This is a genomic window from Candidatus Allofournierella merdipullorum (assembly GCF_048426865.1).
GTDB classification, from domain to species: domain Bacteria; phylum Bacillota; class Clostridia; order Oscillospirales; family Ruminococcaceae; genus Allofournierella_A; species Allofournierella_A merdipullorum.
On sequence record NZ_DBFNWJ010000016.1, the window covers coordinates 43,702 to 57,748 of the forward strand.

The window sequence follows — 14,047 nt, forward strand, 5'->3', positions numbered from 1 at the left end:
CAGTGTAAACCATCCACAAAGGGGAAGGTCAAGTGTTTTTTGAAAAAAAGCGGGCCGAACGCGGGGAGCGCGCTCGGCCCGCGGCCTGCGCGGTGGTGTTAGAAATAGCTGCGGATCTGGAACTTGTCGCCGGTGTCCACTTCTTCCTCGATGAGGCTGGTGTGGCTTTCGTCCCAGTGAACCGGGGTGGCCGTGCTGCGGGTCAGGCGCAGCAGCTCGTCCACCCGCTTTTTCTCGCTGGCGTCGTACAGCAGGTAGGACACGCCCTCTTTCTTGGCGCGGCCGGTGCGGCCGATGCGGTGGGTATAGTACTCGTTGGAGGAGGGCACCTCGTAGTTGATGACCGCGTCCACATCCTCCACGTCGATGCCCCGGGCGGCCACGTCGGTGGCCACCAGCACGGCGATCTTGCCCTCACGGAAGGCGGCCATAATTTTGTTGCGCTCGCCCTGGGACAGGTCGCCGTGGAGGCAGTCGGTGACGAAGTTCAGCCGCGCCAGCTGGTTGGTGAGAGTGGCGGTGGTGAACTTGGTGTTGCAGAACACCATCACCCGCTTGTAACCGCCGGAGATGATGATCTGGGCCACGTCCGCCAGTTTGGAGCGGCCGGTGGTGCACAGGGTGTACTGGGTAATTTTGGGCTGGCTGGCCTGCACCGGCTGGACGATAATTTCTTCCGCGTCCCGCTGGTAGAGCCAGCCGATGTCCATCACCTCGCGGCTGATGGTGGCGCTGAACATGCACAGGCTCTTGCGGGCCTTCATGACGTCGATGATCTTGCGCACGTCCTTATAAAAGCCCATGTTCAGCATCTCGTCCGCCTCGTCCAGCACGATGCTGGTGACGGCGCTCACGTCGATGCTCTTGTGGCGCATGTGGTCCATCAGGCGGCCGGGGGTGGCCACCACGATCTGGCAGCCCTTCTTCAGGCGGTTGGCCTGCTTTTGCATGTCCGCCCCACCGTAGACGCAGACGGTGCGCACGTCGGGCAGAAAGTGGGTCAGCTCCTCCAGGTCGCCGGCGATCTGCTGGGCCAGCTCACGGGTGGGGGCCAGGATGACCGCCTGGGGCAGCGGACGGGAGGGGTCGATGCGCTCGATGATGGGGATGCCGAAGGCGCAGGTCTTGCCGGTGCCGGTGGGGGCCTTGGCAATGACGTCGTGGCCCGCCATCATCACAGGGATGGTCTTTTCCTGCACTTCGGTCATCTCGGTGAAGCCCATGCGCTCCACCGCCTGCAAAATCTCCGGCCGCACGCCGGTGAGGTCTTTGTACAGCATAGTCGTTTTCTCCGTTCTGCGCCCCGCCCCAGCCGACGCCGGGCCGCGGGGTCCTTTATTTTATGTTCAACAGAGGTATTATACCACAAAGCAACCCTTGCAGAAAGGCCTTATTTGCGGCTTTTGCTTTGCAGGGTGGCGGCGGGTGTGGTATAGTAAAAGGCAGACAACGGGCAAAAGGAGGCGGCGGTTTTGTACGACGAGCTGACCGAGGTAGACATCAAAAAGATGCAGGAGGAGATCGACCACCGCATTCTGGTGCTGCGCCCCCAGTACATCAAGGATGTGCAGGAGGCCCGGGCCTTCGGCGACTTGAGCGAGAACTTTGAATACAAGGAAGCCAAGCGCCAGAAAAACCGCAACGAGAGCCGCATCCGTTATCTGCAGCGGATGATACGAACCGCCCGGGTGGTGAAGACCGACCACGCCGAGGGCAAGGTGGGCCTGTTCGACTATGTGACCCTCTACCTGCCCGAGGACGACGAGGAGATGGAGGTGCACCTGGTGACCACCCTGCGGGTGGACGCGGGGGGCGGCCACATCAGCCGGGAGTCGCCCCTGGGCCGGGCCATCTTCGGCCGCAAGGTGGGCGACACGGTGACGGTGCAGGTGAACGCCGACGTTTCCTATCCGGTGACCATCCGCGGCATCCGCCCCGGCGCCGACGACGATTCCCTGCCCATCAGCCAGTACTGATTGCCCCCGGCGCGCCGGTGTGGTATACTGACGATACATAATAAAATACAAAACGGGCGGCCCCGCCGCCCGGGAACGGAGTGACAACTATGGTACGCATCACCATGCAGGACGGCGGCGTCATCGACCTGGAGCTGGACGCTCAGGCCGCCCCCATCACCGTGGAAAACTTTCTGAAACTGGTGAACGACGGCTTCTACGACGGCCTGACCTTCCACCGCATCATCCCCGGCTTCATGATCCAGGGCGGCTGCCCGGAGGGCACCGGCATGGGCGGCCCCGGCTGGCACATCAAGGGCGAGTTTGCCCGCAACGGCGTTGCCAACCCCATCAAGCACACCCGGGGCGTCATCAGCATGGCCCGCGCCATGGACCCCAACTCCGCCGGCAGCCAGTTCTTTATCATGCACGACGACGCGCCTCATCTGGACGGCGGCTATGCCGCTTTCGGCCATGTGGTGGCCGGCATGGACGTGGTGGACCGCATCGCCGACGTTGCCACCGACTACAACGACCGTCCCCTCACCCCCGTGGTGATGGAGAGCGTGCGGGTGGTGGAGGAATGATCGCCAAGGCCAAGGCGCTGCTTTTGAAATACCGCGAGGGCATCGCCTATCTGTTCTTCGGCGGGCTTGCCACCCTGCTGAACATCGTGCTGGCCATGGTGTTCCGCTTCATCGGCCTGCCCACCACCGTGAACACCGTGCTGGACAACATCCTGTGCATCCTGTTTGCCTATGTCACCAACCGGCTGTGGGTGTTCTGCAGCAGCGCGAAGGGCATGGCCGCGGTGCGGGAGTTCGTCTCCTTCGTCACCTGCCGCCTGGGCACCCTGGTGCTGGACGTTGTGGTGATGTGGCTGGGCGCGGACCTGCTTGGCCCGATGCTCATTGCCCCCGAACGCCAGAACCTCTGGTTTTTGGGCGTGAAGGTGTTCTCCAACGTGCTGGTCATCGTGGCGAACTACGTTTTCTCCAAACTCATCATCTTTAAAAAGAAGGGCTGAACCGTCAGCCCTCTTCCCCCTTTCCGCTTTGGCGGAAGGGGGATTTTTTATTTCTGCAATATACTGTTGACAAACAATATTATACGGAATATAATATTGCCATAATCACAAAGGAGGCGATGGCATGGCGTTTAACACAGGGGCTGCTCTGATGGACGCGTTGGTGCTGAGCACCGCCGAGCGGGAACCCACCTATGGCTATCGCATCACCCAGCAGGTGCGTCAGATCATGGTGGTCAGCGAGAGCACCCTCTATCCGGTGCTGCGCAGGCTGCAAAAGGAAGGCTGTCTTGAAACCTACGACCAGGAGTTCGCCGGGCGCAACCGGCGCTACTACCGGCTCACCGAGACAGGCGCTGAGACGCTGGCGAAGCTGCGGGAGGAATGGGTGGAATACCGGCAGGCGATCGACGCAATGCTATTGAACGAGGGGGATGGAGAATGACCCGGGAAGAATTTTTGAAGCGGCTGGAAGAGCTGCTGGCGGATGTGACGGCCGAAGAGCGGGCTGAGGCCATCCGTTTTTACGAAGAATATCTGGATGACGCCGGCCCGGAGCAGGAGGCGCAGGTGCTGGCGGAGCTGGGCAGCCCGGAAAAGGTGGCGGCCATCATCCGCGCCAACGTACCCGGCAGCCGTGTGCAGCCCGAACCGGCGGCACAGGAGGCGGGGCCCGGACCCGGCGCCGCTGCCGCCGCCATCCCGCTGCCGCCCTGCGCGCGGCCGGGCGCTGTGCCGCCTCCGCTGCCGCGGAAAGGCATGAGCGACCGCACCATCCTGCTCATCATTCTGGCGGTGGTGCTGTTCCCGCTGTGGATCGGCCTGGCGGGCACCATCTTCGGCATCTTCATGGGCGTTGTGGGCGCGGCCATCGGTTTCTTCTTCGGCGGTGTGGGCACCGTTGTGGGCATTGTGGCGGTGCTGGTGGCCAACACCCCCGCCGCCTTTGCCGCCGGCTGGCCCACGGGCCTGTTCATGGTGGGCCTGTGCCTGCTGGCGCTGGCGCTGGGCGTCGCCCTCATCGCGGTGGCGGTGTGGCTGGTGGCCTGGCTGCTGCCGGCGTGCTGGCGGCTGACAAATCGGGCCTGGCGGGCCCTGACCGGCAAAAAGGAGGCTTAAGTGATGAAAGGCATTCTGAAAGTTTTTGCCGTGGCCGCCGCGCTGGCGGTGCTGGGCATCACGCTGATGCTGATGGGCTTTGCCACCGGCGGCCCGTCGGCGGCGCGGCAGGCGCTGAACTACACCAATCTCACCCAGCGGCACTACCACGGCTGGGTGCCCGGCTGGCTGGAGCGGGCGCTGGGCTGGTCCGACGAGGCGGAGTGCTGGGCCGAAACGTTTGGCAACGACGTGGACCGCTGGACCGAGGACTTCGAGGACGACGTGGATCGCTGGGCGGACGATTTTGAGAACGAAATGGACGCCTGGTCCGAGGATGTGGAGCATTGGGCAGAGGGCGTGGGCTTCCGCTATCGCTTTGGCTGGGGCCCCGGCATCTGCTTATTCTGACCCGGCGGCAGCAAGGAGGAGCAAATGGAACCGAAACGGCTTTACAAAGGGCACAGCAAGATGCTGTGCGGCGTGTGCAGCGGCATCGCTGAGTACTTCAATCTGGACCCCACGCTGGTGCGGCTGGCCACCGTGGCCCTGACCATCTGGTGGGGCAGCGGCCTCATCGCCTACATCGTGGCGGCCATCATCATGCCCGAACCGCCCTACAACGGATAACAAAAGCGCCCGGCCTGCCTTTCGCATCTGCGTGCGGTCGTAAGGGCTGAAAGAAACAACCGAAGAGTAAAAACAGAAAGCAAGCCGTTAATCGTACTGATTAACGGCTTGCTTTCTGTTTTTACTCAACAAATTTGATCGGTAGCGCAATCTGCGTGATATACGCGTCCTTGTTGCCACCGTGTGTGGGCGGTCCCTCCATGAAAATGTTACTGAAATATCCATGCAGCGTCATGCCGTTCATTCTGGCGTATTCCAGCAGCCGCGCATGGACAGCCGGGAAATTCTCATAGGCGCCGCGGTAGTAGATACAGATTGCCGACACCTGCGGAAAGGTACGGATGTCTTTCCCTTTGCTTTCTGATACAACAGGAATAATATACGTCCCATCCAAATTGGAATCAACGGGTATCTGTATGCGCATTCTATTATGCAAATCGATCTGATAATGTTTTACAGCATGAATATATGTCTGACGAAGTTCCGCTGTCTTTCTTTCTAAATCCACACCGTGGAATTCACGGCAGAAAGCGGTAAATGCCGGAAAGGTAACATGGCAAACTTCCGGAGCAGAAGTATGTATCTGTCGGAGCTTCAACTGCGCAATATATTGGTCAAGCTGATTGCGCAGTTGAAGCAGTCGCTCGATCTGCTCATCCAAATGCGTTGTATCATCAAAATAACTTCGGATTTCCGGCAAGGAGAGTCCAAGATCCTGCAAAGTTCTGATGATACGGATATGAACCATGTTGTCGGCAGAATAATACCGGAAGCTGCGGTTATCGTGCCTGACTGCGGGGGTCAGCAGGCCAAGGTTCTCATAGTTTATCAGCATCCTGCGGGTCACGCCAAGCGCTTTGGTGACCTCTCCTATCTGAAACAAATTCTTGTCTGTTTGTTCCATATCATTATAAATTCCTCTCAGAAAACTTTTTGGAAAAATCAAAAACGCTTGACTTGAACATTGATGTTCGATTTATGCTTATTGTATTGAAAAGGTATTATTCTGTCAAGAACACAGGCAGAAGATGATTGCATATGCCGCACGGATAATACAGATCTCCCATGGACGGTAGGCAAGAATACCTTTTCAAGAATTCGAGAAAGGGGAATCATTATGAACATGAAGCAAAGAATTTTCAGCCTGCTACTGGCAATCTGTCTTGTAACAGGGCTTTTCCCGACTGTCGCTATGGCGGAGGGACAAGCCTTTCAAATTTGGATTGGCGGCGTGCAGGTTACGGAGGCAAATTGCTCGGATGTGCTGGCTGGTACCGAAAATGCAGGGAAAGTTTCTTTTGACAGCGAGCACAAAATTTTAACGCTGAATGGCGTTCAACTGGCGAAAGAAAGCGATATGAATGGCATTTTATGCATTGAAGAAGACGGAGTAACCGTCCGCTTGGCAGGGGAAAATTCATTTGAAGAACAAGGACTTTTAAAATATTATCAATTGAATACCGTAAAAAGCAGCGGTGATTTAACCTTTGACGGAACCGGAAGCCTTTCCATCAAAAATGAATCCTCCAAAAAAACGTATATGGTATCTACTGTATGGGAGATCTGACAATCAACGGTGGAAATATTTCCATCCACAACGGGGAGTGCACGGCAGCCAGCGGCTCTTATAACAACCAGGCGGTATATGTCAGTGGGAAAATTGACATTCTGGGCGGCAGATTAGAAACCGTTTCCGGAACCGCACCAGAGCTTTCTTCCGGCATGATAACCACAAGGGACATTACGATACGGAATGCGGAAGTCTTTGCACAAGCTGGGAAAGGTAAGAATTCCTATGGAGTCTATACGAATCAGCCTATTGTTTGCGAGCAGGCCAAAGTAACGGGAATCGGCGGAGAAGCGAAGAATTGGAGCGAGGGCATCCATTGCGAAGGCAGTAACATGCAGATTGCCGGTTCTGTAGTAACTGCAAAAGGAGGCACGGCAGGCTCCGGATCTTATGGCATAGAAGCAATACAGAAATTGACCCTGCAAAGCGGACAGATTATTGCAGGAGCAGGTGAAGCACCGTTCAGCGTTCCTGTTTGGTGCCCTGCAATGGAAGTGATGGACGGAAAGGTTGACGTCAAAGGCGGGACGGCCACGGAGGAATCGTATGGAATATCGGCCGCAGAATTTACAATGAAAGGCGGAGAAGTCCGTGTAGAAGCCGGCAACGCAGCAAACTGGAGCATTGGTCTTTGGAGCAATGATGTTACCATTTCCGGCGGGTTGCTTACCGCCGTTGCAGGCCAGGCGAATGGCACGAATGCCATTACAGTTTCACCGGTATTTTCGGATTACGAGGCGGTTGTAAAAGCTGGTGCAAGTGAAGCAGATGCTGTGAAAGTAGCCACCCCAACCGATGAAACATATTGGGCCAGCCGGTATGTCCGGATTGAGAAGTTTGTTCACGAGCATGCATGGTTGGAAAGTTTTGAATCTGACACTCAGCACCATTGGCACGAATGTACTGCGGAAGACTGCCCGATTACGGACAACAGCGGTAAAGACGGCTATGCAGAACATTCCTACAATCAGGAGATAGCGTCGGATGATTATCTGAAAACCGCAGCCACCTGTCTATCCCCTGCGGTCTATTATAAATCCTGCATCTGCGGCGCAAAAGGGACGCAAACCTTTACAGCAGCGGATGTCGGCAGCGCTCTCGGCCATGATTTAGGTGAATGGCAGACGATAAATTCCCCGACCTGCACCGAGAAAGGTTTGAGGAAACGAAGCTGTTCCAGGTGTGACTATTTCGAAACTGAAGGTTTGAACCCGAATGGTCACGATTGGGAAACCGAATTTACCATTGACAAGAAGCCAACCTGTGTAACAGATGGAAGCAAATCACTCCACTGCAAGAATTGTGCTGAAACAAAAGACAACACGGTAATTCCTGCGACTGGTCACAGCTTCGAGAACGGCGTATGCAGCATATGCGGAAAAGCCGACCCGGATTACAGCAAACCAGCCACTCCTGTGCCCCCTCAGACGGGCGACAACCGCAATCCATGGCTGTGGTTTGCACTGGCGTTCATCAGCGGCGGCGCAGTACTGACGCTGAACGTCATGGGAAGAAAGAAGAAGGAAGGCGGAAAATAAGCACACGCGCCCTTCTCGGTCGCAGCCCTCGCCACCGTGGCCCTGACCATCTGGTGGGGCAGCGGCCTCATCGCCTACATCGTGGCGGCCATCATCATGCCCGAACCGCCCTACAACGGCTGACAACGAAAACTCCCCCGCCCGAACCGGGCGGGGGAGTTTTTTCAGCTGAACACTTCTTCAAAGGGGATGCAGTATCCCTCGGGCAGGGCGCTGACGGTGCAGCTCACATACACATTGCCCTCGGCGTTTTCAAAAAACATATCCTCGGGGGTCAGCTCCGTTTTGAGCCAGAAGCGGTAGACCGGCTGGATGTAGGGGTTGAGGCTGCTCTGGGCGTATTCCAGCTGCCAGCCCTCCACCTGCTCCACCGTGAGGTCGTATTCCCGCATGCCGCTGGCCTGCTCCTCGGCCAGGATGACCTGGAGGGCTGCCTTCGCCTCCTCCACGGAGCGCAGGGGGTAGTCCCCCACCTGCTGTGTCTCCGGAGGCAGGGTCAGGGAGAAGCTGCGCAGCGCGCCGGTGGAATCCACCGCGCCGGATACCCGGCGGAAGCTGTAGTTCAAAAGCCGCTCGGCCACGGTGCTGCCGCTGTTCTCATAGTAGAAATGCCCGCCGGGCGTCCCGTGGGTCTGCCCATCGTAGCCGGTGGTCACGGCGTACTGATGGGCGGGCTGTTCGATGCCCGCCGCCCCGGCCAGCAGGGCCAGCGCCGCGTCATCGCCCGCCTGGGGATCGTCCGACTCCCCTTCCCCGTTCCGGTAGCCGGAGACGGTGGTGCCGGAGGCGGAAACGCTCCAGACTTTTGCTTTGGAGGGGTCCGTCTGTTCGTGCAGGGGGAGTTCCTCGTCCCAGTGCTCCGGGTCCATCAGGCTGCCGGACAGGTTATAGGGCCACAGATCCGGGCTGGGATAGCCGGTGGGCGCTTCCTCCGTCTCGTCCTGCACCAGGGGCAGGCCGAGGGCTTCGGCGGCCAGGTTCAAAAGGTCGGTGAGGGGGCCGGCGTTCTCGCCGCTCTGGGCGTGCCACACCGGCAGGGTCTCGGGCAGTTCAGACGGGGAGAGGTTCCAGGTGGGGTTATCGCCCCGCACATCGTCCACGCTGTCGGCCACGAAGGTCACCCCGCCGCCCATGCCGCCGGAGTCGTCCCCCAGCACCAGCACCGGCAGGCCCTCATACTCGCCCAGGTCAAAGTCCCGGGGGGCCGTGGGAGCGGCCTTGGCCTGCGCCTCGTCCTGCAGGGCGTCCTCGGTCCTGGCGGTCCCGGGGGCGGCAGCGTCACAGGCGGCGTTGTACATCGCCACGGAGGGGGCCGCCGCGCTGCCGGAGGCGTCAAACAACCCGCTTTGCACAGCCGCGGGCACCGCCAGCAGAGCCACCGCGGCGGCCGCAGCCAGGGGGATGCCCACTTTCTTTGCCACCCGCAGCCGGGGCGCGGCCTTGGGTTTTTCCTGCTGGGCGCGGGCGGCGGCCATTTTTTCCAGCGTGGCCGCTTTCCACGCGTCGCTGGGAGCGACCTTGTCCATGGCGCTCTGGTAGTCTTTATGATCGGGCATGGTCAAAACTCCCCTTTCAGTGTGTTTTTCAGCATCGCCCGCCCCCGGGCCAGCTGGCTGAGCACGGTGTTCTGGTTCAGCTCCAGCAGCTTTGCGATCTCGGCGGTGGTGTAGCCTTGTATGTAGTGCAGATAGATGACCTGACGGTACTTCATGGGCAGATCGCCCACCGCCTTCATCACCTCGCTCTCGGCGGGGGTGAAGGGAATGCTCAAGGTTTCGTCCAGGCCGTCGGTGCGGCTCTGCCACACGCTGCGGAAGTGGCTTTTGCAGCGGTTGATGGTGCAGCGCAGCAGCCAGGCCTGCTGATGGTCGGGGCCGTCAAAGGCCGGGTCTTTTTTGAGCAGGGTCAAAAACACCTCCTGCGCAATATCCTCGGCGTCCTGCATGTTCTTCACAAGGCCAAAGGCCGTGCGCAGCACCAGCGGGCCGTAATGCTCCAGCGCCTCTTCCGCCGTGAGCACTCTGTCTGCCGCAGCGTTCATGCCACGCGCCCCCTTCCGTTCTGTATACTTTATTTCTCCGCCTATTATTGCACAGGCAGGCAAAAAAAGCAAAAGAAACCGCCCCGCGCACCTTGCGCGGGGCGGTTTTGTGCCGGTTTATTTCCGTTTTGCGTCCTTGGGCGGCTCATCGGTGGCCTCGAACCAGAAGGTCGTGCCCTTGCCCACGGTGCTGTCCACCCCGAAGCGGAAGCCGTGGCCCCGCAGGATGGCCTTGGTGATGGACAGGCCCAGGCCGGTGCCCACCTTGCCCGCGTCGGAGCGGCTGCAGTAGTAGCGGTCGAAGATGTAGGGCAGGTCCTCGGGGGCGATGCCCGCGCCGTGGTCCTCCACCTCCACCCGGGCGCTGCCCTCTTTGGGCACCACCCGCAGGATGAACACGCCGTCCTCGCCCACATGGTGCATGGCGTTGCCCAGCAGGTTATGGAGCACCCGCTCCATCATGGCCGGGTCGGCGCTGACCATGGCGGGGGTATCCGCCTGCAGCTGCAGCTGGCAGCCGCTCTGGGCGCAGACCGCCTCGTAGCGCTGGGCCACCTCCTCGCAGAGCTGGCTCATGTCGAAGCGCACCCGCTGGGGCTGCTCGGTGCCGCTGGACACCTTGGACAATTCCATCACGCTGTTCACCAGGCCGGACAGCCGGTCGGTCTCGTCCACGATGACGTTCAGCTGGTCGGTGCGTTTGGCCGCGTCGTCGCCGGTGAGGTCGCGCACCGTCTCGGCGTAGCCCTTGATGAGGGTGAGCGGAGTGCGCAGGTCGTGGCTGACGTTGGCCAGCAGCTCCCTCTGGAGCTGGGCCGAGCGGGACACCTGATCCGCCATGTGGTTGAACTCGTCCGCCAGGCGGCCGATCTCGTCGGAGTGGGGCACGCTGACCCGCACCGAGTAGTCGCCGTCGGCCATCTTCTTGGCGGCGGCGGAGAGCTGGCTCAGCGGGCGGGTGAGCCAGCGGCTGACCAGCCAGGAGACCGGCACCACCAGCGCCAGCATGCACACGAACAGGGCGGGCATCAGCTGGCCCTGCACCACCGCCGCCTCACTGACACGGGTGAGGGTGGTGGAAATGATGACCGAGTAGCTGCCCCACTGGCCGTTCTGGGCCACCTTGCCCACCACCATCTGCTGGGCGCCGCTGGCGGTGCCCACGATCTGACGCACCGAGCCATTGGTCATCACCGCCTGACGCAGGGCGGTGATGGTGTCGCTGTCCCGCTTGGTGGTGATCTTTCCGCCGAACAGATCACCCGCCGACTCGTGGAGCAGGCAGGGGTAGACGTTCTCACTGCTGGCCACATGGCGCAGGGTGGAATCGGCGATGTCCACGCAGCAGTTGCGGAAGTCCAGCCGGCCGTCCTGGGCGGCGTCGTCCACGCTGGCCCAGAAGTCGTCGTTCTTCACCGCCTCGGAAAAGGCGAAGGCCCGGTAGCTCACCGGCGCGTCGCAGGCTTCGATCATAGCCACCAGCGAATCCACCTGATTGCTGAGGTATTTATAAATGTGCCGGTTGTACAGCGGCTGCAGCAGCTGGGCCGAAATGAACCACACCAGCCCCAGCACCAGCGCCACCACAACGCAGAACACGATCATCATCTGATAGCGCAGGCTGAAAAAGGCCCCGCGCCCGGCCCGGGCCGCTTTTTTTGCCGTGTTCATTTACTTCACCGCGTCCGGATCAAATTTATAGCCGATGCCCCACACGGTGACGATGGCGTCCCGGTAGCGGCCCAGATGGCTGCGGAGCATCTTGATGTGGGTGTCCACCGTGCGGTCCTCGCCGAAGTAGTCGTAGTTCCACACCTTCTGCAGGATGCGCTCCCGGCTGAGGGCGATGCCCCGGTTGGTGGCCAAAAACACCAGCAGGTCAAACTCCTTGGGGGTGAGGCTGGCCTCCTGGCCGTCCACCTTCACGCTGTGGCTGGCCTGGTCGATCACCAGCCCGCCGAAAGCGTGGGTGCCGCCCTCGGCCTCGGCCCGGGGCATGGTGCGCGCCAGCACCGCCTTCACCCGGGCCACCAGCTCCCGGGGGCTGAAAGGCTTGACCACATAGTCGTCCGCCCCGCCCTCAAGGCCGGCCAGCTTGTCGTATTCCTCGCCCCGGGCGGTGAGCATGATGACCGGGGTGTTGATTTTGCGGCTGCGCATCTCTTTGAGGCAGGTCATGCCGTCCACAAAGGGCATCATGATGTCCAAGATCACCAGATCCACGTCGCCCCCGCTCAGCGCGGCCAGGGCGGCGCCGCCGTCCCCCGCCTCCTCGCAGGAAAAGCCCTCGTGCTCCAGATGGGCCCGGATCAAGTCCCGGATGCGGGGCTCGTCGTCCACGATCAGAATTTTTGCCATGGTCAGTGCCTCCCTTACAGAGCGGTTCTTCATTCATACATCTTCATCATAGCGGGTGAATGTGGCGAAAGTGTGAAACGCCGGTAAAAAAGCCCCTCTTTTCGTTGACGGTGGCCCGCCGGGGCGGTACAATAAAGCCATCCTTGAAAAGAAGGTGTGTGGGAAATGATCATTGAATGTCTGCTGGCCGCCGCCGCGCTGGTGCTGCTGGCGTTGTTTCTTCTGCTGCCGGGGCATGCGCCCTTTGCCAAAAAGGCGCCCTTCTCCGGCTGGTGCTACGCCCACCGGGGGCTGCACAGCCCGGATAAATCAGTCCCGGAAAACAGCCTTGCCGCCTTTGCCGCCGCCGTCGAGGCAGGCTACGGCATGGAGCTGGACGTGCAGCTTTCGAAGGACGGCGAAGTGGTGGTGTTCCACGACGACACGCTGGACCGGGTGACCGGGGTGCAGGGCCGTGTGGACGCCTTCGACTGGGCCGAGTTAAAAGAAATGTCCCTGTGCGGCACCGAACACCATATGCCCCTGTTCACCGAGGTGCTGGCCACGGTGGCCGGGCGCACGCCCCTCATCGTGGAGCTGAAAAGCGGCCCCCGCAACAAGGAGCTGTGCCAGAAAACGCTGGCGCTGCTGCGAAGCTACGAGGGCGCTTTCTGCGTGGAGAGTTTTGACCCCACCATCGTGGCGTGGTTCCGCCGCAACGCGCCGGACATTCTGCGGGGCCAGCTTTCGGACAGCTGCGCCTCGTTCCGCAAGGACGGCGACAGCCTCATCGGCTCCTTCGTGCTGAGCCGGTGCCTGGGCAACTTCCTGGCCCGGCCCCAGTTCATCGCCTGGGGCCCGAACCCGAAAAACGCGGCGGTGCGCCTCATCGAGGCCTTCGGCCCCATGAAGGTGTTCTGGACCGCCCGCCCGGGCATGGACCACGCCGCCCTCACGGGTGAGTACGACGGGGTCATCTTTGAGCATTATGCCCCGCCCGCCCGCTATTGATGTAAAAAAGGAACGCCGCAGCCCCCGGGCTGCGGCGTTTTTTTGTTACTCTTCGCCTTTCGCCCGCAGATAGCAGCGGTAGAGCCCTTCCAGCAGCAGGTCAGGGGCCAGAAGGGGCTTCGTCTCGCAATAGGGAGCCACCAGAGGGGCCAGCCCGCCGGTGAGGATGAGGCTGGGCGCGCCCTCGGACGTGTCCATCTCGGCGGCCATGCGGCGGAACATGCCGTCCACAAGGCAGGCCGCGCCGTAGATGACGCCGCTCTGCATGCTCTCGGCGGTGGTGGTGCCGATGGCGGGGCCCGGCGGCTCGAAGGCGATGGAGCGCAGGTGGCTGGCCCGGTCCACCAGAGCGTCCAGGCTCAGGGCCACGCCCGGGGCGATGGCCACCCCCAGCACGTCCCCCGCCTTGTTCTGGGCGCAGAAGGTGGTAGCGGTGCCCAGGTCCGCCACGATGGCGGGCATGGGAACGCGGGCCAGCGCCCCCTCGGCTCCGGCCAGCATATCCGCGCCCACCGGGTCCCTGGTGAGCACTTTAAACCCGATATTGGAGGTCCCCAGCACCACCGGTTCCTTGCCGGTGACGGAAAAGAGAGCCTGCCGCACCGCGTCGGTGAGGGCGGGCACCACGCTGGACAGGGCACATCCGCTCCAATGTTTCACACCGAAGGGCGCCAGCACCCTGGCCAGCGCGGCGGCGCAGCTGCCGGCGTCCCAACCGCGGTCGGTGGGCGTCTCGGCCGAAAAGACCGGGCTGTCCCCTTCCCAGCCGGCCATGTTCAGCCGGGTATTGCCCATATCCACCAAAAGTACCATTCTCTTCCCTCCCGGGTCCCGTTTGTT

At 60.9% G+C, this 14,047-nt stretch carries 17 protein-coding genes; 10 read left to right on the forward strand and 7 right to left on the reverse strand.

Annotation, left to right across the window (positions count from 1 at the left end; all coding sequences use genetic code 11):
- Positions 1-98: 98 nt before the first annotated feature.
- The gene (locus tag ACMNAY_RS03010) at positions 99-1,280 is read right to left on the reverse strand and encodes a DEAD/DEAH box helicase (protein ID WP_418718338.1); all 1,182 of its coding nucleotides are present in this window, start codon (positions 1,278-1,280) and stop codon (positions 99-101) included.
- Positions 1,281-1,472: 192 nt separating this feature from the next.
- On the opposite strand from ACMNAY_RS03010, the gene ACMNAY_RS03015 reads away from it, so the two are divergent.
- From ACMNAY_RS03015 to ACMNAY_RS03045, 7 genes are all read left to right on the forward strand, one after another.
- A complete protein-coding gene (locus ACMNAY_RS03015) occupies positions 1,473-1,976 on the forward strand; it encodes a GreA/GreB family elongation factor (protein WP_418718339.1) in 504 nt (167 codons plus the stop codon).
- 89 nt (positions 1,977-2,065) lie between these two features.
- The gene (locus tag ACMNAY_RS03020) at positions 2,066-2,542 is read left to right on the forward strand and encodes a peptidylprolyl isomerase (RefSeq protein ID WP_418718340.1); all 477 of its coding nucleotides are present in this window, start codon (positions 2,066-2,068) and stop codon (positions 2,540-2,542) included.
- On the forward strand, positions 2,539-2,982 hold the full coding sequence (locus tag ACMNAY_RS03025) for a GtrA family protein (RefSeq protein ID WP_394969212.1): 444 nt from the start codon (positions 2,539-2,541) through the stop codon (positions 2,980-2,982). Before ACMNAY_RS03020 ends, ACMNAY_RS03025 begins: the two co-directional genes overlap by 4 nt.
- A 124-nt stretch (positions 2,983-3,106) precedes the next feature.
- The gene (locus tag ACMNAY_RS03030; protein ID WP_418718341.1) at positions 3,107-3,427 is read left to right on the forward strand and encodes a PadR family transcriptional regulator; all 321 of its coding nucleotides are present in this window, start codon (positions 3,107-3,109) and stop codon (positions 3,425-3,427) included.
- Complete coding sequence (locus ACMNAY_RS03035; RefSeq protein ID WP_418718342.1) at positions 3,424-4,101, forward strand: DUF1700 domain-containing protein; 678 nt, start codon at positions 3,424-3,426, stop codon at positions 4,099-4,101. Before ACMNAY_RS03030 ends, ACMNAY_RS03035 begins: the two co-directional genes overlap by 4 nt.
- A gap of 3 nt (positions 4,102-4,104) precedes the next feature.
- Positions 4,105-4,491, forward strand: coding sequence for a hypothetical protein (locus ACMNAY_RS03040; RefSeq protein WP_418718343.1), 387 nt, complete (start codon positions 4,105-4,107; stop codon positions 4,489-4,491).
- A gap of 24 nt (positions 4,492-4,515) precedes the next feature.
- Positions 4,516-4,710 carry a PspC domain-containing protein gene (locus tag ACMNAY_RS03045; RefSeq protein WP_394975254.1) on the forward strand — a complete coding sequence of 65 codons (195 nt, stop codon included), beginning with the start codon at positions 4,516-4,518 and terminating at the stop codon, positions 4,708-4,710.
- 121 nt (positions 4,711-4,831) lie between these two features.
- Here ACMNAY_RS03045 and ACMNAY_RS03050 read toward each other — a convergent pair whose 3' ends face one another.
- Positions 4,832-5,614, reverse strand: a complete 783-nt coding sequence (locus ACMNAY_RS03050; RefSeq protein WP_418718344.1) for a MerR family transcriptional regulator — start codon at positions 5,612-5,614, stop codon at positions 4,832-4,834.
- Positions 5,615-5,827: 213 nt separating this feature from the next.
- Here ACMNAY_RS03050 and ACMNAY_RS03055 point away from each other — a divergent pair, with 213 nt between their 5' ends.
- Positions 5,828-6,277 carry a hypothetical protein gene (locus tag ACMNAY_RS03055; RefSeq protein WP_418718345.1) on the forward strand — a complete coding sequence of 150 codons (450 nt, stop codon included), beginning with the start codon at positions 5,828-5,830 and terminating at the stop codon, positions 6,275-6,277.
- Complete coding sequence (locus ACMNAY_RS03060; protein WP_418718346.1) at positions 6,265-7,818, forward strand: hypothetical protein; 1,554 nt, start codon at positions 6,265-6,267, stop codon at positions 7,816-7,818. The genes ACMNAY_RS03055 and ACMNAY_RS03060 overlap by 13 nt, the downstream gene beginning before the upstream one ends.
- A gap of 164 nt (positions 7,819-7,982) precedes the next feature.
- Here the strand turns inward: ACMNAY_RS03060 and ACMNAY_RS03065 are convergent, their stop codons facing one another.
- The 4 genes from ACMNAY_RS03065 to ACMNAY_RS03080 all read right to left on the reverse strand — a co-directional run bounded on the left by ACMNAY_RS03065 (position 7,983) and on the right by ACMNAY_RS03080 (position 12,217).
- Positions 7,983-9,374: a hypothetical protein gene (locus ACMNAY_RS03065; protein WP_418718347.1), complete on the reverse strand. Its 1,392-nt coding sequence runs from the start codon at positions 9,372-9,374 to the stop codon at positions 7,983-7,985.
- 2 nt (positions 9,375-9,376) lie between these two features.
- Positions 9,377-9,859 (reverse strand): sigma-70 family RNA polymerase sigma factor, encoded by a 483-nt coding sequence (locus ACMNAY_RS03070; RefSeq protein WP_394969202.1) that lies wholly within the window; start codon positions 9,857-9,859, stop codon positions 9,377-9,379.
- 117 nt (positions 9,860-9,976) lie between these two features.
- Positions 9,977-11,530: a HAMP domain-containing sensor histidine kinase gene (locus ACMNAY_RS03075; RefSeq protein WP_418718348.1), complete on the reverse strand. Its 1,554-nt coding sequence runs from the start codon at positions 11,528-11,530 to the stop codon at positions 9,977-9,979.
- Positions 11,531-12,217, reverse strand: coding sequence for a response regulator transcription factor (locus ACMNAY_RS03080; RefSeq protein ID WP_394969198.1), 687 nt, complete (start codon positions 12,215-12,217; stop codon positions 11,531-11,533).
- A gap of 165 nt (positions 12,218-12,382) precedes the next feature.
- Between ACMNAY_RS03080 and ACMNAY_RS03085 the strand changes: the two genes are divergently transcribed.
- The gene (locus ACMNAY_RS03085; RefSeq protein ID WP_418718349.1) at positions 12,383-13,207 is read left to right on the forward strand and encodes a glycerophosphodiester phosphodiesterase family protein; all 825 of its coding nucleotides are present in this window, start codon (positions 12,383-12,385) and stop codon (positions 13,205-13,207) included.
- A 45-nt stretch (positions 13,208-13,252) separates the two neighbouring features.
- On the opposite strand, the gene ACMNAY_RS03090 is transcribed toward ACMNAY_RS03085, so the two are convergent.
- Positions 13,253-14,020, reverse strand: coding sequence for a type III pantothenate kinase (locus tag ACMNAY_RS03090; RefSeq protein ID WP_418718350.1), 768 nt, complete (start codon positions 14,018-14,020; stop codon positions 13,253-13,255).
- Positions 14,021-14,047 lie beyond the last annotated feature (27 nt).